The organism is Denitrificimonas caeni DSM 24390 (assembly GCF_000421765.1).
GTDB classification, from domain to species: domain Bacteria; phylum Pseudomonadota; class Gammaproteobacteria; order Pseudomonadales; family Pseudomonadaceae; genus Denitrificimonas; species Denitrificimonas caeni.
Genome location: NZ_ATXQ01000002.1, coordinates 487,838 through 509,722, shown reverse-complemented (window position 1 = coordinate 509,722; position 21,885 = coordinate 487,838). Strand labels below are relative to the sequence as shown.

General features: G+C 45.7%; 19 protein-coding genes. 4 read left to right on the top strand and 15 right to left on the bottom strand.

Annotated elements, in window-relative coordinates; translation table 11 throughout:
• Positions 1 to 205, bottom strand: a 205-nt coding sequence (locus H591_RS0105375) for a transposase (RefSeq protein ID WP_022965928.1), incomplete at its 3' end; no start/stop codon positions are given.
• Positions 206 to 321: 116 nt separating this feature from the next.
• Here H591_RS0105375 and H591_RS0105370 point away from each other — a divergent pair.
• Positions 322 to 780, top strand: coding sequence for a hypothetical protein (locus tag H591_RS0105370; RefSeq protein ID WP_022965927.1), 459 nt, complete (start codon positions 322 to 324; stop codon positions 778 to 780).
• Positions 781 to 817: 37 nt separating this feature from the next.
• Here the strand turns inward: H591_RS0105370 and H591_RS0105365 are convergent, their stop codons facing one another.
• The 5 genes from H591_RS0105365 to H591_RS0105345 form a co-directional block, all read right to left on the bottom strand.
• The gene (locus H591_RS0105365) at positions 818 to 2,080 is read right to left on the bottom strand and encodes an ATP-grasp domain-containing protein (RefSeq protein WP_022965926.1); all 1,263 of its coding nucleotides are present in this window, start codon (positions 2,078 to 2,080) and stop codon (positions 818 to 820) included.
• A 412-nt stretch (positions 2,081 to 2,492) separates the two neighbouring features.
• On the bottom strand, positions 2,493 to 5,639 hold the full coding sequence (locus H591_RS0105360) for a CusA/CzcA family heavy metal efflux RND transporter (protein ID WP_022965925.1): 3,147 nt from the start codon (positions 5,637 to 5,639) through the stop codon (positions 2,493 to 2,495).
• Positions 5,640 to 5,649: 10 nt separating this feature from the next.
• Positions 5,650 to 6,936 carry an efflux RND transporter periplasmic adaptor subunit gene (locus tag H591_RS0105355; RefSeq protein ID WP_022965924.1) on the bottom strand — a complete coding sequence of 429 codons (1,287 nt, stop codon included), beginning with the start codon at positions 6,934 to 6,936 and terminating at the stop codon, positions 5,650 to 5,652.
• Positions 6,937 to 7,047: 111 nt separating this feature from the next.
• Positions 7,048 to 7,392, bottom strand: coding sequence for a copper-binding protein (locus tag H591_RS16260; protein WP_022965923.1), 345 nt, complete (start codon positions 7,390 to 7,392; stop codon positions 7,048 to 7,050).
• Positions 7,393 to 7,434: 42 nt separating this feature from the next.
• Positions 7,435 to 8,826 carry a Cu(I)/Ag(I) efflux RND transporter outer membrane protein gene (locus H591_RS0105345; RefSeq protein ID WP_022965922.1) on the bottom strand — a complete coding sequence of 464 codons (1,392 nt, stop codon included), beginning with the start codon at positions 8,824 to 8,826 and terminating at the stop codon, positions 7,435 to 7,437.
• Between the two features lie 199 nt (positions 8,827 to 9,025).
• Between H591_RS0105345 and H591_RS0105340 the strand changes: the two genes are divergently transcribed.
• The gene (locus tag H591_RS0105340) at positions 9,026 to 9,709 is read left to right on the top strand and encodes a copper/silver response regulator transcription factor (RefSeq protein ID WP_022965921.1); all 684 of its coding nucleotides are present in this window, start codon (positions 9,026 to 9,028) and stop codon (positions 9,707 to 9,709) included.
• A 131-nt stretch (positions 9,710 to 9,840) separates the two neighbouring features.
• On the opposite strand, the gene H591_RS0105335 is transcribed toward H591_RS0105340, so the two are convergent.
• The 8 genes from H591_RS0105335 to H591_RS0105300 all read right to left on the bottom strand — a co-directional run bounded on the left by H591_RS0105335 (position 9,841) and on the right by H591_RS0105300 (position 18,112).
• Complete coding sequence (locus H591_RS0105335) at positions 9,841 to 10,173, bottom strand: DUF2790 domain-containing protein (protein ID WP_022965920.1); 333 nt, start codon at positions 10,171 to 10,173, stop codon at positions 9,841 to 9,843.
• A gap of 221 nt (positions 10,174 to 10,394) precedes the next feature.
• On the bottom strand, positions 10,395 to 12,743 hold the full coding sequence (locus H591_RS0105330) for a heavy metal translocating P-type ATPase (RefSeq protein WP_084702575.1): 2,349 nt from the start codon (positions 12,741 to 12,743) through the stop codon (positions 10,395 to 10,397).
• A 52-nt stretch (positions 12,744 to 12,795) separates the two neighbouring features.
• Positions 12,796 to 13,275 carry a c-type cytochrome gene (locus H591_RS0105325; RefSeq protein WP_022965918.1) on the bottom strand — a complete coding sequence of 160 codons (480 nt, stop codon included), beginning with the start codon at positions 13,273 to 13,275 and terminating at the stop codon, positions 12,796 to 12,798.
• A gap of 37 nt (positions 13,276 to 13,312) precedes the next feature.
• On the bottom strand, positions 13,313 to 13,732 hold the full coding sequence (locus H591_RS14910; RefSeq protein WP_211219954.1) for a M23 family metallopeptidase: 420 nt from the start codon (positions 13,730 to 13,732) through the stop codon (positions 13,313 to 13,315).
• Between the two features lie 345 nt (positions 13,733 to 14,077).
• Entirely contained in the window at positions 14,078 to 14,590 is a 513-nt protein-coding gene (locus tag H591_RS0105315; RefSeq protein ID WP_022965916.1) for a cupredoxin domain-containing protein, read from the bottom strand.
• A 64-nt stretch (positions 14,591 to 14,654) separates the two neighbouring features.
• Entirely contained in the window at positions 14,655 to 15,698 is a 1,044-nt protein-coding gene (locus H591_RS0105310) for a copper resistance protein B (protein WP_028244199.1), read from the bottom strand.
• 32 nt (positions 15,699 to 15,730) lie between these two features.
• On the bottom strand, positions 15,731 to 17,617 hold the full coding sequence (locus H591_RS0105305; RefSeq protein WP_022965914.1) for a copper resistance system multicopper oxidase: 1,887 nt from the start codon (positions 17,615 to 17,617) through the stop codon (positions 15,731 to 15,733).
• Between the two features lie 267 nt (positions 17,618 to 17,884).
• A complete protein-coding gene (locus tag H591_RS0105300; RefSeq protein ID WP_022965913.1) occupies positions 17,885 to 18,112 on the bottom strand; it encodes a DUF2933 domain-containing protein in 228 nt (75 codons plus the stop codon).
• 441 nt (positions 18,113 to 18,553) lie between these two features.
• Here H591_RS0105300 and H591_RS0105295 point away from each other — a divergent pair, with 441 nt between their 5' ends.
• Both H591_RS0105295 and H591_RS0105290 read left to right on the top strand, forming a co-directional pair.
• The gene (locus H591_RS0105295; protein WP_022965912.1) at positions 18,554 to 19,237 is read left to right on the top strand and encodes a heavy metal response regulator transcription factor; all 684 of its coding nucleotides are present in this window, start codon (positions 18,554 to 18,556) and stop codon (positions 19,235 to 19,237) included.
• Between the two features lie 3 nt (positions 19,238 to 19,240).
• The gene (locus H591_RS0105290) at positions 19,241 to 20,653 is read left to right on the top strand and encodes a Cu(+)/Ag(+) sensor histidine kinase (RefSeq protein WP_022965911.1); all 1,413 of its coding nucleotides are present in this window, start codon (positions 19,241 to 19,243) and stop codon (positions 20,651 to 20,653) included.
• A gap of 205 nt (positions 20,654 to 20,858) precedes the next feature.
• On the opposite strand, the gene H591_RS0105285 is transcribed toward H591_RS0105290, so the two are convergent.
• Positions 20,859 to 21,884 carry an IS30 family transposase gene (locus H591_RS0105285; protein ID WP_022965910.1) on the bottom strand — a complete coding sequence of 342 codons (1,026 nt, stop codon included), beginning with the start codon at positions 21,882 to 21,884 and terminating at the stop codon, positions 20,859 to 20,861.
• Position 21,885 lies beyond the last annotated feature (1 nt).

The following is a 21,885-nucleotide window of genomic DNA, read 5'->3' as shown; positions in this document are numbered from 1 at the left end:
TTTTTTTGAGCCGACGGTTCTCTTCTTCAAGCTCTTTCATGCGCTTCATGAGCGAAGTGTCCATGCCGCCATATTTTGAGCGCCACTTGTAGAACGAAGCTGAGCTAATACCATGCTCACGGCATAGTTCAGGGACTGGAACTCCAGCCTCATTTTGTTTGAGAATTGCCATAATCTGGCTCTCAGTGAATTTTGATTTGCGCATAGAAAACTCCTTGAGTTTATATTAATGGAATTTTCTACAAATAGCCTCTGTGGTTTTGAGGGGGGATTACACAGCCAGTCACGCAGAAACCAAACACAGATTAAAGGTAAAGCCACATGGAAATTAAAACGTTTAGAGAACTCATAGAGTGGACAGCTGATCTGCATGGGCAATTGGCACGCTGTCTTTCCCATTGCACGACATTAAATAAGGATGAGCGAGCTCGGATGCTTCTGGGTTACTTGGCACGCCACGAGACTGATATTGAACATATGGTCAATGAGTTTGTGCGCCAAGCAGGCACTAATATTTTGGAAACACGGGTATATGATTACCTGCCGCACGAATCGATGAAATTTCACCGCCCCTGTGATGAGCACTATGCATCACTTGATTTCAACGGTATCCGCAGCGAGGTATACGACTATCATGATCAAATTATTAAACTCTATCAAACACTGCTTGGGAAAATTAATATTCCTAAAATTAATGAGTTGATGGAAGATCTATTAACCATGGAACAAAATGAATTTAAACGCTTAGTTCATCAGATTAGCCGGATGGACGATCTCTAAGAACCGTGCTCGTCAGTGCAGGATGAGAGGTAAACAATCACACCTGAAATACGGGTGCGAAGCCACCGCCAGGCGTGTGGAAATTGGTGGCTTGACCTTGGTATACACGTGCAGCGGCGAGCAAACAGTTCCCAGCGTAGGTGTAAAGGCGAATATCGACCTTCCTTGTGGTTACGATGCCGTCAACTCGCATGGTTCGTTCCCCCGCAGGAGCGAACTTCTGTGCGATATAACCGCCTTTCAGAATGTTTTCGAAAACGCGTCGAGTTAGTTTGCTGCCGCGGTAAACGCCTTTGCTGCCATGGCCAGCAACCGGCTTAAAGAACAGTTCATTCCGAGCACTCCACAGTTCTGTCGAGTCGTCTGCTGAAACCAAACGGGTTTTGGGTACGGCGCACTCGAGGTGTTTTACTTCATCCTCACTGAGTCCCCAGTCGCGCAAAGTCTCAGGGTCGGACAGCAACGTCAGGTTTCGTTTATTGGCCATAAGTGCATGCACACGTGGGTTGGGTGTTACCACCACCGCACCGTCGAGATATGCCCGCCTTAACGCCTCGTGAGTGGGGGCGTCCAGTGCGAAGTCGACCAGCCGGTTGTACACCATATCGATGGGCTTACCTTGTGTGGTTAGAGCACCATCGACATATTCAAGCTCCGATGGATCGAGTATCAGGGTATCAATGCCTCTGGCCTGGAGCAGCTGTTGAGCCAGCTGAAATTCGGGCAACATAAATTGGGTTTGCGGTGAGTCATCCACGATGGCCAAGCGGCGGGGCATTGAGTTAGCACGTTGTCTTTGCCACTCCTGTTCGAACATAGCAAATACCGCGTCCTCAAATCCATCCAGCGCCTGCTTGGATTCTGCAGTTTGTTGAGATGGGTCACAGCACTTATGTTGCGCACGAGCCAGCAACGTATTCAGAAACGCGCCGCCGGCATTGGTATTGATCTCAATAAGCTGAGGGCCGTCTGGACCCAAGTGAAAGTCATACCCCATGAAAACCCCTACAGGGCCGGGATTGAAGTGTGCAATCTCCGCTGCCCAAGATAGAACCTGTTCTTGGTAGGACGAAAGTTTGACAACCGACTCGATCGTCTGAACGATGCGCTCCATCGACTCGATATCGGTACGGGGGACGAAAATCGGTGTGTTTGAAAAAAAATGCTGGAGTTCGGGAATCGCTGACAGATCGTTTCCAGTATCTACAAATTGATTTCGGAGGCTCTCGTCGAGAACTTTTCGGTCAAGAGTGATGCAGTAGCACTGTTGGTTGAGCTGGTCTGTGAGAGCACTGTTCATTTGGTCGCTTTCCTAGATCACGTCTTGCATTTGGAGTCCGCAGTTAAGATAAATCAACCTGCAGATCTCAGGTTTACTCAATAAGATGGACTGTAGATTCGGTCCTGATTCTGGTCAAGTAATTGTTTATTCAGACAAGTTTCAAAATTTTTACCAAGATCAATTTGCACCCACTCAAATGCTTAAGTTTAAAAATAGTATAATTGGTTAAGTCAGAGTTTTCCTCCTGGTGACAGCCGCAATCTGACTCGCAATAAGAAAAAAAGCTCGCTGAATCTCAGTCGTATCAGCGAGAAAAAGGTACTGATCATCTGGCACATCGGAAAAAAAGCCCCTTTGGTTGTAATGAACCAAAAGGGCTAGCTGTTAAGATTTCAGTATTCAATACTTTAAATTTAAGATCTCACAATCTTCATTGTTTACATGTTTTGTGTTTACGCAGCCAGATCAGTTTATAGGCTGCAGGGATAACAAACATAGAAAGTAATGGAGCAGTTATCATACCTCCGATCATTGGTGCTGCAATACGGCTCATCACCTCAGAGCCAGCTCCTGTTCCCCATAAAATAGGCAACAGTCCAGCAATAATTACCGCTACCGTCATCGCTTTTGGGCGCACGCGTAACACTGCTCCATGATAAAGGGCATCATCCAATCTCTTTTCAGTAAATGTGTTTGAATGCAATAAGTTCGCATCTTTTTCAATGGCTTGGCGCAAGTACATCAGCATGACTACACCAAACTCTGCTGCCAATCCGGCTAAGGCAATAAACCCTGTCCCTGTCGCGACAGATAGGTTAAACCCTTGCCAGTAAAGAAACCAGATGCCACCAATCAAGGCAAATGGGATACTGGAAATAATCAATAGCGCTTCACTTACTCGGCGAAATGCCAAATAGAGCAAAATAAAGATAATCATTAATGTCGTAGGCACCATTAACTTTAACTTCTGATTCGCACGCTCTAACAGCTCAAACTGTCCCGTGAACGAAATACTCGTGCCTGATTTTAACTGTACCTTTTGATCTATGATGGCTTTTAAATCGTTTACGACTGACACCATGTCGCGATCGCGAGTATCAATAAATACCCAGCTGGTTAAGCGTGCATTTTCTGTTTTTAACATTGGAGGACCAGACACGATCTTGATATCGGCAACATCTCCAAGCGTGATTTGCTGTTTTTGTGGTGTTAAAATAGGCAGCTGACGCAACGTTTCAGGACTTTCACGGTAGCTCTGTGGGTATCGGATGTTGATAGGATAGCGGGCAATCCCTTCAACGGTTTCTCCGACCATTGCTCCACCAATAGCCGATGAGACGAACAGTTGAATGTCCTCAATTGTCATCCCATAGCGAGCAGCCTGTTCGCGTTTAATATCGATATCAATATAACGACCTCCGACGAGTCTTTCTGCTAACGCTGAAACCACTCCTGGCACCTCCTTGGCTGCCACTTCAATCTCTTGAGCTGCCGCATCAATATCAGCCAGTATTGTCCCTGATACTTTAATACCAATCGGGCTTTTTACGCCGGTGGATAGCATGTCAATACGGTTACGAATTGGAGGAATCCATAGGTTTGCCAGTCCAGGTAAACGTACAGTTTCATCAAGTTCATCGATAATTTTGTCCATTGTCATTCTTGGACGCCACTGATCCTGGGGTTTCAGTTGAATCGTGGTTTCAATCATCTCCATTGGTGCTGAGTCTGTAGCCGTTTCTGCTCTGCCTGCTTTACCAAATACCGTTGCCACTTCGGGAATGGTTTTGATCAATTTATCAGTCGTCTGCAATAATACTGCGGCCTGCGCTGCTGATACCCCTGGCAATGTGGATGGCATGTACAGCAGATCACCTTCATTGATTTCTGGTAAGAACTCACCGCCTATCTTGCTGAGTGGCCAGATAACGGTAAATAGAGAAAGCAAAGCAACCAATAATGTCATTTTAGGCCAATGTAGAACTTTGATCAGTAGAGGGTGATAGATTTTGATCAAAAAGCGGTTTATTGGATTACTTGCTTCAGAAGGGATTTTGCCTCGTATCAAGTACCCCATCAGAATTGGAATAACAATGATAGCTAATCCTGCAGCGCCCGCCATCGCGTAAGTCTTCGTGAAAGCCAGCGGACCAAATAGTCGCCCCTCTTGTCCTTCTAGAGTAAAGATCGGAATAAATGAAAGCGTAATAATCAGTAGACTAATAAACAGGGCAGGACCGACTTCGACAGACGCATCGGTAATGACGTCCCAACGAGTTGAGTTATCCAGTGGCTTTCCAGGATACTGATGCTGCCATTCTTCGATTTTTTTATGTGCATTTTCTATCATTACAATAGCTGCATCCACCATTGCACCAACGGCAATAGCGATCCCCCCTAGAGACATAATATTTGCATTCAGCCCTTGGTAATCCATGACAATGAAAGCAATAAATAGCCCCATAGGCAGGGAAATAATTGCAACTAACGCAGAGCGGACATGCCATAGAAAAAGAGCGCACACGACGGCAACAACGATAAATTCTTCTAGAAGCTTAAAGCTCAAGTTGTCGATAGCGCGGTCAATAAGCTGGCTTCGATCATACGTTGTGACAACTTCAACACCTTCAGGAAGACTGGCTTTAAGCGTATCTAGCTTGGCTTTAACAGCCGAAATAACCTCTCTTGCGTTTTTACCTGAACGAAGGATAATCACGCCGCCAGCAACTTCTCCTTCTCCGTTAAGCTCTGATACCCCGCGCCGCATTTCAGGCCCGATTTGCACTCGTGCGATATCACGTAAATATACAGGCACACCGTGTTCATTGGTTTTTAGGACAATATGGTTGAAGTCTTCGAGCGTTTGGAGGTACCCGCTGGCACGAACCATATACTCTGCTTCGGCCATCTCAATGGCGGAGCCACCCGTTTCCTGATTGGATGCGTTAATCGCCCGTTTAACATCAGCAAGACCAATGCCATACTGAGTTAGCTTAAGTGGATTAACAACAATCTGATATTGTTTAATAACCCCACCCACCGAAGCAACTTCAGCAACGTTAGGAATGGTTTTGAGCTCAAACTTTAAAAACCAGTCTTGTAGAGAGCGTAATTCAGCCAGGTCATGTTTTCCGCTTCGATCAACCAGCGCATACTCAAATATCCAGCCAACTCCTGTCGCATCGGGACCTAATTCTGAGGTAACACCCGTAGGCAGCTTTCCTTGAATCTGGTTAAGGTATTCAAGCACTCGTGATCTTGCCCAGTATAAGTCAGTGCCATCTTCGAAAATGACATAGACATAGGAGTTTCCAAATGAGGAAAATCCACGAACAATTTTTGCTCCTGGTACTGACAGCATAGTGGTGGTTAAAGGGTAGGTTACCTGGTTCTCTACGATTTGAGGTGCTTGACCAGGGTAGCTGGTTTTAATTATAACCTGCACGTCTGATAGATCTGGGAGAGCATCCACTGGCGTGTGAATAATCGTCCAAGCGCCCCAGATACTAAGGAATAAAGCGCCCATTATCACCAAGAAGCGATTAGCGACAGATCCTCTGATAATCCACTCAATCATCTTATTCTCCTTAATGGTCTGAGCTTGAATGTGCTGAATGATCAGTCATGCCAGGAACGGTGAGCGACGGTGCTTCGTACTCCCGCATTCTTTCTAATGCGCCAGAGATATTCGCTTCGGAGTCGATTAGGAACAATCCATTAACAACAACAGATTCGCCATCAGACAGACCTGAGACAATCCCAGTTTTTTGTTGTGATTCATGAAAAACCTTGATGGTTTTAGGTATAAAGCGTCCTTCACTATTTAAAGTGATGACTCTTTGCTCCGTCCCTGTATCAATGATTGCCTGAGACGGGATCAAGAGCATCTCTTCACTTTCTGTATTGAGTGTGAGGTTGGCATACATACCCGGTTTTAAAAATTCGTCTTGATTTTCAACCTGCAAACGAAGCTGTAATGTCCGCGTTGACGCATCCACGCTGGGTAAAATGTTCCATTTCTGAATTTTAAAGTCACGGCCAGGATAAGCGGGAACAGAAATAGTGAGCTGAGAGGGATCATTGATCAGGTAAGCCATTGACTCAGGAACTGCAGCACTTAGCCAGATAGGATCGATTCCTTGGATTTTGGCGACGATGTTATCTTTGGAAATATTCATTCCGGTTCTGAGATCGAATGCTGTAATCACCCCGTCAATTGGGGCTTTGATTGTGAAATGAGTCTGTATATTTTTTGACTTTATTAAACGCTGGATATCCGTTTCCGGCATGCCAGAAAGACGAAGTCGTTCTAACGCACCTCGTAATTGGGCGTTAGTTGCCTCAGTGCTTGCTAATAATAAATATTCACTTTGAGCCTCGACCCATTCTGGGATGGTTAGCTCAATAAGGGGTGATTGTTTTTTTATTTTATCGCCAACGGTTAAAGGATAAACTTTTTCAATAAAACCATCGGATCGTGACTGCACGATAGCATATTGATACTCATTGAAATTTACATTGGCAGGAATTGTCTGTGAATAAGTCAGCTTGCCATAATGAGATTGTTCTGTACGAACTCCTAGATTTTGAGTTTGAGTTGGATCAACTCGCACACCCATTTTTGCTTCTGCGGTAGCACCATCTTCGTCTGCATATTTAGGGACAAGATCCATATCCATGAAAGGGGATTTGCCTGGCTTATCAAATTTGGTATTGGGTTTCATAGGGTCATACCAAAACAAAATTTTACGCTCAACCGTTTCTACATTATTTTTAGGGGAAGATAAATAATGGTAAGCGCTAGTGGAAATAAGCCCACCCATCAATAAACTTACTAGAATTATTACAGTATTTTTAAGTTTTACAGAGGCCATTTTAATTTCCACTAAATAATTAAGAAATTAATTAAGATGTTTGATTTCATTACCATAGAGTAGACAGTGATAAATAAATTAAACCCAAGATTATGAGGGCGTTATTTACTATCACTTCACTTTTATTTGCTTGAGTAATGATGTGTTTCCTTGCTGAACGAAACTAAAGCTCACCTCATTCCCGATTTTTATTTTATCCAGTATTTCTGGTGCTGAGAAAGTAAAACGCATAGTCATTGCAGGCCAGCTGACTGAAGGAATTTCTTCATGGGCAATGGTTATTTTTTTGTTAGCAAAATCAATATCATTAACAATTCCTTTGCTACTAATAAAATCTTCTTGAATTTTTGTCTCTGCTGTTATTAAAGTGCTGTCTAGATTTTTTTCTACGGCCTGTGTATTAAGAGAAAGAATTGAAATAAAGCTAATTGCAGTAATAGTTAATAGTTTGCGCATGATGATGACTCCAGTTTATATATATTTAATTAATTTTTATTTCTATTCAATTAACCCACCGCCTAACGCAGCAAATAAGTTAATTTCATTTACCTGCTGTGAATATAGCAGGTCAGTTATTAACTGCTGGGTTGAGAGTAAAGAACGCTCAGCGTCAAGAACCTCGATATAACCCAGAGCACCATTGTTAAATAGTGCGCTTGCTCTTATAGAAGTAATTTGCAACGACTTCAAATAACGTTTCTGAGCCTCAATTTGTTCTTGAATACTGTTTTTTAAAGACAATGAGTCAGCGATTTCTTTAAAAGCATTTTGTATTCGCTTCTCATATATAGCGATAGATTGATTTTGGCGTATCTCAGCTAATGATAAATTAGCTTTGTTTTTCCCGTAGTTAAAGATAGGAATTTCTATTTTAGGAACAAAGCTCCACACACCATTGGAAGTATTAAACAGGCTGGATAGATCAGTGCTGCTATTTGTCAAATTACCTGTTAATGATATTGACGGAAAAAATGCCGCTCTTGCTGCGCCAATATTCGCATTCGCGGCCAAAAGGGTGTGCTCGATCTCTAAAATATCAGGCCTTTGCAATAAGATTTCAGATGACAAGTTAGAGGGCAATTTCACTGTATTGAGATGATTTGAGAGTTGTACGCTGTTATCCGGCAACTTCGTATATTTCCCAAGGAGTAGTTGTAAGGCATGGTTTGCTTGGGCCAACTCCCATTCTCGTTTGGCGACCTCACTTTTGGTTGTCTCAACTAAACCTCGAGCCTGCTCTAGAGCTAATAATGTAGTACGTCCTGTTTGAGTTTTCTGTTCAATCAAAGAAAAAGAGCGCTGATAGTTTTTTAGCGTTTTTTTAACAATCATTAACTGTTGATAAGCTCGCTTTTGATTAAAGTAACTTTGAGAAACATTAGAGACCAGCAGAATATGTACGGCGCGTTGCGCTTGTTGACTAGAGAAGTAATTTTGACGATCAGCTTCACTCATGTTTTTTAAGCGGCCAAATAAGTCCAGATCAAAATTTAGCTCTACCCCAGCACTGTATTGATTAGTGGTCTCTAACCCACTGTTTAATCCACCGCGATATGTGACATCAGAGATACCATCTAACTGCGGGTAACGACTGGCATTCGTCACATTATATTGGGCTCTGGCTTCAGCAACTTTCAGAGTGGCCAGCTGTAAATCGCGGTTGTATTGCAATGACTCATTGATAAAAGACTTTAGCTGAGGGTCAGAGAAAAATGCTCGCCAACCGGTATTTTGCAATCCTGCTGTTGGAGGCTGTTTATTGTCTTTGGTGTCATTTACTGAAAAGTGTTGTGGCACGGGTAACTTTGGGCGCTGATAATCTGGAGCCAACGATGTGCATCCCGCAAGAGCAAGCAGTAAACTGAGTATCAGTATCTTAATTTTAAACATGTTATTTTCCGTCCAGAAAAGCCACATCAAAATGAATTAAAGCGATGTCTGATTAGCTGTTATGAAACACACCTTATCGATATAAGTCTGTTCAACGCGTGACGGAAGAATGACAATGTTGTCATTCTTGTGATAATCCATTGATATCAGCTATGGCCTCACTACAATGATATGACTACATCAATGTGTCGGAGGATGCGTGAAAATATTAGTCGTTGAGGATGAGGTGAAAACTGGGGAGTACCTCTGCAAAGGGCTTACTGAGGCTGGCTTTATTGTCGACCTAGCAGGCAGTGGCATGACGGGCTATCACCTGGCAATGACGGCTGATTATGATTTGATGATTCTTGACATCATGCTTCCGGATATCAACGGATGGGATGTTGTAAAATTGTTGAGGACAGCGGGGAAAGGTATGCCGATCCTGCTGCTGACAGCTCTTGGAACAATTGAACACCGAGTAAAAGGGCTTGAGCTGGGTGCTGACGACTACTTGGTCAAACCTTTCGCATTTGCTGAGCTTTTAGCTCGAGTAAGAACGTTATTGCGTCGTGGCACTGCTGTCATTGTAGAAAGTCAGTTTCAGGTCGCAGACCTGACCTTAGATTTAGTCTCTCGGAGAGTCACGCGTAGCGGAGTCAAAATCATACTGACAAGTAAAGAGTTTAGTTTGCTAGAGTTTTTTATCCGGCATAAAGGTGAGGTCCTGCCTCGTTCTCTGATTGCTTCTCAAGTTTGGGATATGAACTTTGATAGTGATACAAATGTTATTGACGTTGCTGTAAAACGTTTGCGGGGTAAAATTGATAGTGATTTTGAACTAAAACTTATTCAGACAGTGCGTGGAGTTGGCTACGTACTTGACGTATCTGATGTGAATTAATTGTAAAAAATAGGCTGTAATAAAATTACAACCTATTTTTGTATTAATTATGAAAGTTACTTAATGCTTTATCGGAACGGATAACATTAATTGAAAATTAGATATTTAATCCTGCTCTGATAGCAATATCATCAACCTTCACTTTGGCGACAACTACCCAATACCGTATAGCGAACGGCGTGTAAATCACCTTGAGAATCTTCGAAGCTCATTATTTTCTTGTAGTTTCCACAAGTTTTAATTTCTTTCGTTGCGTGTATAAGTTTTTTTACATCAATCGGCATTCCATATTTATAATCTACAATTTCCGGTACTGCTTTATTATTACTCGCAGCATACTTTTGTGTGATTTCAATATTTTTTTGTTGATTTTTTTGAGTAAGATTATCAATTGATGAGCTTGCAAAAGCCAATTGCGTTGAGCTTAGAAAAATAATTGCTACTAACAGTTTTCTTGTATTCATAACGACCTCCAGTAATTGTGAGTTAATTATAAGTTATGAATACTGTCTCGATCATGACTCTAACATTACATTGCAGTCATAAGAGTATAGCCACAACAGTAAATTTATATTGATTTTAACGAGAATTTTCGAGTTATAAACAGGCAGTAGTAGTGATCAGTAACGGGTTGCAGTTTTTACAAATTAGTAATGACTGCAACTCGCTATTTAATAACATTATGTTATTTTGATTTGCGTAATCTTAGTGCGTTAAATACTACTGAAGCAGAGCTTAGACTCATTGCGAGCGCAGCGAACATTGGCGAAAGTAATAAACCCATAAACGGATACAAAACCCCTGCAGCCAGTGGGACGCCAAGAGCGTTGTAAATGAACGCAAAACCCAAGTTCTGTTTCATGTTGGCTACGGTCAAGTCTGAAAGATGACGGGCTGTGGATATACCACGTAAATCACCTTTGACTAGCGTGATCTGCGCACTGTTCATCGCGACGTCCGTACCCGTCCCCATTGCAATGCCAACATCAGCTTTTGCCAGTGCAGGGGCATCGTTAATACCATCACCTGCCATGGCGACAATTCGGCCTTCAGATTGCAGCTTGCTGACAAGATCGAGCTTATCAGCGGGCTTAACATCGCCGTGCACCTCGTCAATCCCAAGCTGTTTAGCGACGGCATTAGCGGTAGCGATACCGTCGCCAGTTGCCATGATGACGCGAATTCCTGCCGCTTTAAGATCGTTGACTGCTTCCGGAGTACTCTGTTTAATTGGATCGGATACCGCCAGCAAACCAAGTAACTGGTCATCGCTAGCTAAATACATAACGCTAGCACCCTCCATACGTAGAGCATCTGCAGTAACCGACAGAGCATCGATGCTGATATTTTCCTGCTGCATTAAGGCCGTATTGCCTAAGATCAGCTTGGTTGTATCGACTATACCGCGTACACCTATACCGCTGCCGGACTCAAATTCGTTAACAGCGCTTAGTGTTATACCGCGTTCACGAGCGGCGTTAACAATGGCTTCGGCCAGAGGGTGTTCACTGCCTTGATCAAGACTTGCGGCAAGACGTAAGACTTCCTCAGCACTAGTACCTTCTACAGGCACTGCTTTATTAAAGGTGGGTCGACCTTCTGTCAGTGTTCCAGTTTTATCAACGATTAAAGTGTCCACCTTGCGCAGATTTTCAATCGCTGCGGCGTCACGGAATAAGATACCCTGGGTAGCACCACGTCCTGTTGCCACCATAATGGACATCGGCGTAGCTAAGCCCAATGCGCAAGGGCAAGCGATGATCAATACGGCAACGGCATTAATCAATCCGTACACCCAGCTTGGTTGAGGGCCCCAGAAGCCCCAAACAAAAAATGTCAGTAACGCAATGAACACTACGGACATAACAAAATAGCCCGCGACTAGATCGGCCATGCGTTGCATTGGAGCACGTGAACGCTGTGCCTGAGCGACAAGTTGCACGATTTGCGCCAATACCGTTGCCGAGCCAACTTTCTCAGCACGTATCACCAGTGCACCGGAGGTATTCATGGTTGCACCAATTACTTTATCGCCTGGCCGCTTACTCACGGGAAGAGGTTCACCGGTCAACATCGACTCATCCAGTGAGCTGGAGCCTTCTTCAACTATTCCATCGACAGGTACTTTTTCGCCAGGGCGTACCCGTAAGAGATCGCCTTCATGGACGTGTGTCAGAGGCACATCCTCTTCAGTGCCGTCGGTGTTAATGCGGCGGGCTGTCTTCGGAGCAAGACCTAACAGCGATTTTATTGCCGCAGAGGTCTGTGAGCGAGCTCGCAGTTCGAGCATTTGACCAAATAGTGTCAGAGAAATAATCACTACAGCTGCTTCAAAATAGACGGCGATCCTTCCCATCGACATAAATGTTTCAGGAAATACTCCTGGGGCAATGGTCGCAACCGTGCTGTATATAAATGCAGCTCCAGTTCCTAGTCCAATGAGCGTCCACATGTTGGGGCTGCGATTGATAACTGATTGCCAGCCACGCACGAAAAAGGGCTGTCCAGCCCACAGCACTACAGGTATCGAAAGCACTAGCTCGATCCAAGTTTGCGTTGCCATAGTGAACCACCCAAGCTGGTGGCCGAACATAGCGAGTACTGTGACAACAACTGTTAAGGGCAGTGTCGACCAAAAGCGCCGCGAGAAGTCTTTGAATTCAGGATTATCGTCATCGTCCAAACTTGGCATCATAGGTTCAAGTGCCATGCCACATTTAGGACAGCTTCCCGGATGGTCTTGTTGGATTTCGGGGTGCATCGGACATGTGTAGGTCGAACCAGGTACAGGCGTATCCGCTGGCGTTTCAGAGTTTTTGCTTGGATTAATGTACTTTTCTGGCTGTTGATTAAATTTGCTGAGGCATTTAGTGCTGCAAAAATAATAAGCATGACCTGAATATTCGATGTGGTGCGGTGAACTTTTTGTTACTGTCATTCCGCAAACAAGGTCATTTAATTCAGTCGTTGCTGCAAGAGGAGGAACATCTTCATTGTGGTGATGGCTATGAGAATTTGCGTCGTGTTTAGTCATGTTATTTAAGTCCTACTTTGGCTGCAAATAGAAGAGCATGGTGCAAAGCACCTTACTTTTGCTGCTGAGAGATTTCCTTCTGTCTGGCTAACGCATGCTGTGGCCAAGAGCTCTTTATATATGCGAGCACCGCTAGGATATTATGCTCGTTCAATAACGTCTTGTAAGCCGGCATATCACTCACATAGCCCTCTGGCGCTGTAACACCAGGCACTAGACCGTTTTTTGTAATATCAATTAATAGTGCATCAGGATGATGCCAAGTGTGGCCAGTTTCATCATGCGGCGGCGCGGGCAAACGACCATTAGCTTGACGTGTTCGCCAATCAGGCTGGCCCTCTAGCTTTGCACCGTGACAGGATGCGCAATTTTTAGCATAGATTTGTTTGCCGTCGGCCACGAGCTGTTTATCGGACGGGTCAATATAAGCTGACTTGTTACCCAGCGATGATCCGAACATAAAAACACTGGCGGCAAGCATAAAAATACTAATTACACAGATAATTATGGTTTTTTTTACTGTTAGAGCCATCTTAATTACTCTTACTAATTGAGCGTCCCAAGTGCAGTTATCTTTGGAGATAGGAGGCCAGTTGTTGTTTCTCTTGAATGGGATCTACAGGCTGATTATTAACCCGTAGCTCATAATGCAAATGATTGCCTGTGGCTATTCCAGTTGATCCAACGTAACCAATGATTTGTCCTTTCTCTATGCGGGTTCCTTTTTTTAATCCATTTTCAAAACGGCTTTGATGTGCATAGACCGTAGAGTAATCATTGTCGTGGCTGATGAAGATAACTTTTCCGTATCCGTTTTGCGCGCCAATAAAAGTTATCTTGCCTTGGGCCGTGGCGCGAATAGGCGTGCCTTTTGGTGCGGGATAATCAATACCTTGATGGCCTTTCCACTGCCCTGATACAGGGTGAACTCGGTAGCCAAAAACTGAGTTAGTTTGCGATCGCTCACTCAATGGCGTCTTAAGAAACATATTTTCTAAGCCCTCGAATCGATGCGCTGATTGATGTGAGTGCTTGACCGAAATGGAGTGCTGTACCCTGGGGTTTGAGACTTGTCCGCGCTCCGAGGCGATAGCGGTGTTAGCGACAAGAATACTTAATATTAGGAATAGAGATTTCAATCGTGTATGCATGCCATCAACTAAATATTTACACCGTTTTAGAGCCTATTTAGTGCTTTGTTCGGGTCGACTCTATTGGGTGTGTACTAACGATAGAGTGGCAGCATTGCATAGGCAGTGATGCCACTCTAGGGACCGCAAAAATGCGATAATTAATGAGATAACCAGGCGATCAGACGCTGTGCTAAATACTGGTTATTTAACTTGTATCTTGCCTACCATGCCGGCTTCCGTATGCCCAGGAATCAAGCAGGCAAAATCCACCGTAGTTGCCTTATCAAACTGCCAGACCAATCCACCGCGCTGCCCTGGATTTAGAGTGATCATACTCGGGTCTGTGTGCTGCATGTCTGGCATTGCAAGCATCTCAGCGGCATGGGCTTTTAGCTCGCCAAGTGAGCCAATAACCATTTCGTGAGGGATTTTCCCCGAGTTTTTAATGAAAAACCGTACGGTTTCCCCTTGTTTAACATCTATTTGACTCGGCGTAAAACGCATGCTGTCATCCATTGTCACTTCGATTGTACGGCTCACTTTGCTCGAATCGCCTGGTTGCCCGTAGATCGGTGTCGCTTGCGACATCGTTGACATGTCATGGCCTTCCATACCGTGCGCAGGCATGTTGTGCCCTCCCATGTGTTCACCAGCGGCAAACACAAGGGCTGGTAAGGTGCTTAAAGCAAGGATTGATAGTGTTTTTTTGATCATGATTTTCTCTGCATTAATCAGTGGTTAAGTACCGCGTTTCTGGCGCGGGCTCAAGGAAATAACGTTAAAAGCGAAAACTGATACCCGCGACAAAGCGCGTCTCGTGCTTGGACTCGTCCTCCTCTTGTGCATAATCGGCTGTCTGTCCAAACTTGCTGGACCACTCCACGCCAATGTAAGGAACAAACTGGCGCGTCACTTCATACTTCAGTCGCAGGCCCGCCTTAGCATCCGAGAGGCCTCTACCAATCTCACGAGCTTTGTCGTTTTTGCCGTAGAAGTTGGCCTCGACGCTAGGCTGCAGGTAGAGCTTCTGCGTCAGTAATAGGTCGTATTCTGCGTTGAGTCTCAGCGCCGTGCGGCCGCTGGGACCAGCATAAGCTGTAGCATCGACCTCGAACCAATAGGGCGTCAGACCTTGCACGCCAAGCGCGAGCCATTCTCGGTTGGGCGTACCTTGCCCGTGGTCGAAGCGAACCCCTAGTTGAGTATCCCAAAACGTCGAAACAGCATGTCCCCACAGCAGCTCAGTTCGAGACTCCTGCAGCTTACCCTGTGCGACTTCACCTTCTGCCTTAAGTACCGCTCGGTTGTAGGTGCCGCCAAACCAAGCTTGCCCTTCATAGGCGGTCCATTCATCACCGCCACGGGCTCTAACATACTCAAGCTTGTCGATACCCACAGAGGCGAAATTGTGCGCGTCAGACATGCGCAAACGGTGTTCAGCCCCTAAGGAATACTGACCAGCATTGCGCGTGTAACCACCCGAGTAAGCATCGGGATCACGCGCATCTGTTGGCGCTGACCCACCCTGCATTTGCATGGAGCCATGGTCCATAGCACCCATATCATGAGCAGGGGAAGCGCTATCTGGATCGGTTTGCGCAGGAGGCGAGTTCATAGACATCGCCCCGTGATCCATACCCGGCATCTGCATTGTGCTGTGATCCATTACGGGCACGGCGGTTTGATCGGCAAGTGATGCGTTGTCGGGTGAGGCGTTATGGCCGCTATGTTGGTGATCTGCTTGGGCATAAGCAAAAAATGGTGCAGTACCTATTGATGCTAGAGTGATAGCAAGAATTCTTTTCTTTATAGGGGTATTCACAGTTAGGATTCCCTTTTTCTGATTGACTGATGTCATGCGACCACCACTTCGCGGAACATTCCGGCATCCATATGCAGCATCAAGTGGCAATGCCACGCCCAGCGTCCCAATGCATCGGCGGTTACCAGAAAGCTAATGCGTTGGGCGGGTTGTACGGGAATGGTATGGCGACGAACCTGAAAACTACCGTCGGGCGCTTCCAGCTCGCTCCACATACCGTGTAAGTGCATGGGGTGCGTCATCATGGTGTCGTTGTGCAAAATAACCCTGACGCGCTCGCCGTAACGAAAATGTATAGGTGTAGATTTACCGTACTCCACGCCGTCAAAGGACCACGCGTAACGCTCCATATTACCGGTGAGATGGAGTTCGATCTCGCGCTCGGCGCCACGCGGATCCATGGGGCCTCCCAGTGTGCGCAGGTCTGCTAGGGTGAGTACCCGGCGGCCGTTGTTACGCAATCCGATTCCGGGGTCATCGAGGTTGGTGCGCGGCGTGTCAACGCGCATATCAATGCTTGCGCCGTATTCTGTTTGAGCGTGCTTGACAGTGCTGCTGGCTTTATTTAAATCCATACCCGCCATGGCACTGTGGTCCATGCCTGCCATGCCGCCCCCAGCCATACCGGTCATCGCGCTGTGGTCCATGCCTGCCATGCTGCCCCCTGCCATACCGGCCATCGCGCTGTGGTCCATATCTGTCATGCTGCCGCCGGCCATACCGGCCATCGCACCATGATCCATACCAGCCATGTCGCCGCTACCCATAGCGCCCATCATATCCGCCATGGCAAGCCACTCAGGCTCATCAACCTCAGGAACCTCAGCTGCAAGCCCGGTGCGGGTTGCTAGTGTGCCGCGTGCATAGCCGGTGCGATCCATCGCTTGGGCAAAGACGGTATAAGCTTCATCCTTGGGCTCGACGATGACATCATAGGTTTCACCAGGGCCGAAGCGGAACTCGTCTACTGTAACTGGCTCTAGATTGACGCCATCTGCCTGAACCACCGTTAATTTAAGGCCAGGGATGCGCACGTCGTAAAAGGTATTTGCGGCACCATTGATAAAGCGTAGGCGGACACGTTCGCCTGGACGGAACAGCCCTGTCCAGTTACCGGCCGGTGTTGTGCCGTTCATTAAGTAGGTGAGAACATTTGCCGATAAGTCCGCTAAATCGGTCGGACTCATGCGCATTTCGTTCCACATTTTACGTTTTTCGAGTGCGCCTTTCAGGCTGTCAGCTGAAACGTCTTGGAGGAAATCAACGACTGTCGGCTGATTGTAATTGTAATAGTCGCCTTGCATTTTTAGCTTAGCGAGTACCCGCATAGGGTCTTCATCGGTCCAGTCGGAGAGTTGAATCACATGGTCGCGATCACTGCGTACGGGGTCAGATTGTGCCGGTTCAATGACAATCGCTCCATATACGCCTGTCGCTTCTTGCATACCTGAGTGTGAGTGATACCAGTAGGTGCCGTTTTGCTCGAGTTTAAATTGGTAGGTAAAGGTTTCTCCGGGGGCTATCCCAGCAAAGCTGATACCGGGCACACCGTCCATTTCAAAAGGTAAAATAATGCCGTGCCAATGGATGGAAGTGGCTTCTTTTAAGTGATTCTTAACGTGAATGGTGATGGTATCGCCTTCACGCCAATGCAAGGTAGGGGCAGGCAGTGAGCCATTCACCGTTGTAGCCATGCGTGGGCTGCCGGTGAAGTTGACAGGTGATTCACCAATCTCCAAGTTGAACACAGTACCGCTGAGCACCTTTGGCGCACCGGTTTGTGTTGCGCGTGGCTGTGCTAGAACTGTGTTTAGCAGGGGCGATAAACCCAGTAAAACACCACCGCCAGCAAGCCCTTGAACAAAGCGGCGACGTGGTAAAGAAGCAATTGCAGGTGCAGCAGGCGGTTGACGATTCATGTGCGCGTATCCCGAACTGAAGAAATTGAAAAGTCGATTTGGAGACCTGACAGATAGTCGACTGATTTGATTAAAGTCACTTTAGCGAAGTGTTGCTGTCGGGCGAGTGACGCGCACATTACATTTCTGTAATGTGCGCTAAATCTTGTTTAAGAGATGCTTTATGCTCACAGTATTAAAGTGGAATGGCTGAATCGAGTCGATTGATGAGGATCGGTGCTTAATATTTAACCTCCGTTAAGTCTCAACAGCGGCATCAAAGAGTGGCTAAGTGATAGTTTTATCTGCTTGTTTCTCTTCTGTTTTTTGTTCCTTGTTGCAAGATTGCATGCTCTTCATCATGAAGAGCATGATCAATGGACAAAGCAGGAAGAATAAAAATGGCGAGCTAGTGATAATCCATACTCGGACTGAAGGGAACGTTACATATGTAGCAACGATGACGACACCTAAAGAAAGAGTTGCCTTGATCATCATTTTCATATCACATTTCATGTTAATTCCTTTTGAGAACTGAGTTGCAAGATAAGGCACTGCGTAAAGTTAATGCTTACAACTTAGCAAGGTGTTGCGCTCAATTTGATTACCTAGTTATTACATCTCTGTCATGTGAAATTAAATTACGGTGTTCTCGATAAGAAGCTCTCATCAAGATTTTTCTGAAAGGAAGTGATTGGGTTTTACGGGTTGAGCATGAATTGTGTTCGCTGTGCAGTAATCACACAATAAACCCTCTCTATTTTTATTTAGGCTCGGCAGCATTTTATAGGGATTTTTCTGATGAATAGGCTGATGAAATATGCATTACAAATTTGTAATGTGCGGGCCATGGTCATGTCATCTTGAGATGATTAAAGTAGTGCTGATACGCAACGTATATAGCTCGTAAGTGTTTTTTTACGGGCGAAAAAACGAACCAATTCGGGATGTGAGTGCATGAGACTGCTGGTGGTTGAAGATGAAATAGAAGCAGGCGAATATATTAGTCAGTGTCTGACAGAGCTAGGTTTTATTGTTGATATAGCTCGCACAGGGTTAGACGGGCACCACCTTGCGCTCACAGAGTATTATGATCTGATTATATTGAATGTGATGCTGCCAGATGTTGATGGTTGGCGGATGATTCATGCGTTGCGCGAAGCCAAGTTGACTACACCAGTGCTGTACTTGCTTGCATGTAATAACGTGGAGAAAGGAGATGAAAATCTGGAGCTGAGTGCTGATGATTATTTGATCAAGCCCTTTTCTTTTTCGGAGTTATTAGCACGAGTGCGCACATTATTACGTCGAGGTGCAACGCCTGCTTTTAATGAAAACATATGGGCGGCTGACCTTGTATTAGACCTTTCACGACGACGGGCGCAGCGACATGAGGTACGTATTAACCTGACAAATAAAGAATTTTCCCTATTAGAACTGTTAATGCGCCGCCAAGGTGAAGTGTTGCCTCGGTCTTTTATTGCATCGCAAGTATGGGGTATGAATTTTGAGAGTGATACTAATGTCATCGATGTTGCAATTAGGCGGCTGCGTGCCAAAATCGACGATGATTTCGAGCCTAAACTTATTTATACGGTACGCGGCATAGGTTATATGCTTGACGTCAGTAGTGAGGTCTAATTCGTGACACGTCGCCCTGCATCCTTAGTTCTACGCCTTACCGTATCTATCGGTGTTGTCATAACAGGTGTGCTTCTCGCATTTGGCTGGATAGTTGAACGTTCTATTGATACTCACTTTGAGCAACAGGATATTGATGAGCTTAATGCGGTCGTGCAGATAGTTTCTCAATCACTGTCCGGTCCATTGTTAGATGCAACAACAGAGAGCCTTGAGCGTCGATTAGCAAGGGCGGTCTCAGACCATCACAATGCTCAGTTTCGGATATCTGACTCTAGCGGTAAAGTAATTTACGCCACGCCTAGCTCAGATTTTGGCGGTTTTGCAGGAATGGTCCTTTCTGCAGATGTAGTCAGTATTAAGTCAGTGAAAGTCTGGCGAGATAAAGAAAAGACCTATAGGGGAGCCGTTGTGCAGCTTACGCAAACACAGGCTTTAGACGGCCAACCCTTAACGTTAGCAGTAGCAACAGACATTGATTTCCATTTGCACTATCTTGATAGTTTTCATATGTATTTGAAGCTGATTACTTTTGCAGCATGCATGGTTGCTATTTTTGCTACATGGATTGCAGTCTACCAAGGTCATGCACCTCTGCGGCGCATCAGTGCGGAAATTCGTCGAATCAAGTCTGATCATCTGTCAATTCGGCTTGCTCCCAATACTGTTCCAGTGGAGTTGACCGAACTCGCAGTATCGTTCAATGACATGCTAGATCGGATCGAAGAGAGCTTTCAGCGTCTCTCAAATTTTTCGGCAGATATAGCGCATGAGTTACGTACACCTATAACAAATTTGAGGACACAGACGGAAGTTGCACTTTCTCAATCACGTGATATAGAGCAATATCGAGAAATTCTGTACTCAAGTTTAGAAGAGTATGAACGCATGGCAAAAATGGTAGGGGATATGCTGTTTTTAGCTCAGGCTGATAACCATCAGCTTAAAGGAGAGCGGGTAAAAATTAACTTAACCACTGAAGTACAGATGCTATTTGAATACTTCGAGGCGCTGGCTGATGAACGTTCCGTTTCGCTAGTGTGCACAGGATCAGTCGTATGTATTGAGGGTGATAGGTTAATGATACGACGAGCCTTCAGTAATCTTTTATCTAATGCCATACGTTATACCCCAGCTGAACAAGCAGTCACAGTTAGCTTTGTACCGAGCAGTCACAACACCGTACTCATTCGTGTAGAAAATCCAGGGTTAACTATCAACCCTAATCATCTGCCAAAACTATTTGACCGATTTTATCGTGCCGATCCTTCGCGCCAACGCAAAGGTGATGGAGCAGGTTTAGGCTTAGCTATTGTTAAGTCGATTATTGAGGCCCATGGCGGCAACATTACGGCAAAAACCGATGGAGAGCGGATGGTTTTTGAGATGCAGCTTCCTTGCGTGTCTGTTGAGTAATGTAAAGCTACCTTGTAGCAAGCATATCGACTTCTTGGGGAGTGGGCTTCCTCTAAAACACTGAACAACGTGCAAAACAGTCGCTTTTTTCGGGAGGCCATCAAGAAGTTTTCCTTGTGATTGTTAGCATGATGACTAACTTAGTTAGCGAATATTAAGGAGCTAGCAGATACCTGGGCGGTTTCTAAAACCGAGTGCAACACTGTTAATGAATTGACGCGGAGCCATTATCGCTCAACGCCATCTCTTGTTGCATGACTTCCGTCAGCACCTCAATCGGACACCTGAAACCAAAGCGCTGGCGTGGTCGTCTATTCAGCGAAAACGCAATGTCATCCAGCTCCTCCTGGCTATGCTGCGATAGATCGGTACCTTTGGGCAGATACTGGCGGATGAGGCCATTGATGTTTTCGTTGCTACCGCGCTGCCAGGGGCTGTGCGGATCACAGAAGTAAATCGCCACACCCGTTTTCTGTGTAATTTCAGCGTGACGGGTCATTTCGCGACCCTGGTCGTAGGTCATACTTTTACGTACTGCAAGTGGCATGCGGTTCAAAGCAGCGCTGAAGCCTTCAACGGCTGCGGTTGCAGTAGCATTATTCATCTTCACTAGCATCACATAGCCGCTCGCACGCTCAACAAGAGTGCCGACGGCAGAAGCATTGCCTTTCCCTTTAATAAGATCACCCTCCCAATGGCCAGGCACCAGACGGTCCTCAATCTCGGGCGGGCGCACATGGATGCTGACCATATCAGGGATCTGGTTGCGTCGGTCAACGCCTCCTAAGCGTGGTCTGCGCGTCGTCTTGCCGTGCCGCAGGCAATGGATCAACTCCTTGCGTAGCTCACCGACCGGCAAGGCGTAGATCGCGTTATAAATCGTCTCGTGAGAAACGTAGGCATCTTTGAGTTTAGGAAACATGGATCGTAGATTACCGGCAATTTGTTCAGGGGAATAGTGAGCGCGTAGCATTTCTTTGACTAGATCAAAAAGCTCACTATCTGGCAACAGTTTACGTTTTGGGCGACAAACAATCCTGCGTGTTCTCATCTGCACTTGCGCAGTGCTGACTGTGTAGGCTCCGTTGTTATCACTGTTGCGGCGTATCTCGCGGCTCACGGTGGATGGTGAACGGCTTATCTGTCTAGCAATTTCGCGCAGGCTCAAGCTTTGTAGCAAGCCCACTCGGATAGTGATTCGTTCTTCAAGGTTAAGTTCGTGGTATGTCATG

Bases quoted from the DNA above. Each gene is read 5' to 3' on its own strand.
- H591_RS0105300 (WP_022965913.1), bottom strand. From the start codon at position 18,112: ATGAAATGTGATATGAAAATGATGATCAAGGCAACTCTTTCTTTAGGT.
- H591_RS16260 (WP_022965923.1), bottom strand. From the start codon at position 7,392: ATGCGCAAACTATTAACTATTACTGCAATTAGCTTTATTTCAATTCTT.
- H591_RS0105295 (WP_022965912.1), top strand. From the start codon at position 18,554: ATGAGACTGCTGGTGGTTGAAGATGAAATAGAAGCAGGCGAATATATT.
- H591_RS0105355 (WP_022965924.1), bottom strand. From the start codon at position 6,936: ATGGCCTCTGTAAAACTTAAAAATACTGTAATAATTCTAGTAAGTTTA.
- H591_RS14910 (WP_211219954.1), bottom strand. From the start codon at position 13,732: ATGTTTCTTAAGACGCCATTGAGTGAGCGATCGCAAACTAACTCAGTT.
- H591_RS0105325 (WP_022965918.1), bottom strand. From the start codon at position 13,275: ATGGCTCTAACAGTAAAAAAAACCATAATTATCTGTGTAATTAGTATT.
- H591_RS0105345 (WP_022965922.1), bottom strand. From the start codon at position 8,826: ATGTTTAAAATTAAGATACTGATACTCAGTTTACTGCTTGCTCTTGCG.
- H591_RS0105305 (WP_022965914.1), bottom strand. From the start codon at position 17,617: ATGAATCGTCAACCGCCTGCTGCACCTGCAATTGCTTCTTTACCACGT.
- H591_RS0105360 (WP_022965925.1), bottom strand. From the start codon at position 5,639: ATGATTGAGTGGATTATCAGAGGATCTGTCGCTAATCGCTTCTTGGTG.
- H591_RS0105365 (WP_022965926.1), bottom strand. From the start codon at position 2,080: ATGAACAGTGCTCTCACAGACCAGCTCAACCAACAGTGCTACTGCATC.
- H591_RS0105370 (WP_022965927.1), top strand. From the start codon at position 322: ATGGAAATTAAAACGTTTAGAGAACTCATAGAGTGGACAGCTGATCTG.
- H591_RS0105315 (WP_022965916.1), bottom strand. From the start codon at position 14,590: ATGATCAAAAAAACACTATCAATCCTTGCTTTAAGCACCTTACCAGCC.
- H591_RS0105330 (WP_084702575.1), bottom strand. From the start codon at position 12,743: ATGACTAAACACGACGCAAATTCTCATAGCCATCACCACAATGAAGAT.
- H591_RS0105285 (WP_022965910.1), bottom strand. From the start codon at position 21,884: ATGACATACCACGAACTTAACCTTGAAGAACGAATCACTATCCGAGTG.
- H591_RS0105335 (WP_022965920.1), bottom strand. From the start codon at position 10,173: ATGAATACAAGAAAACTGTTAGTAGCAATTATTTTTCTAAGCTCAACG.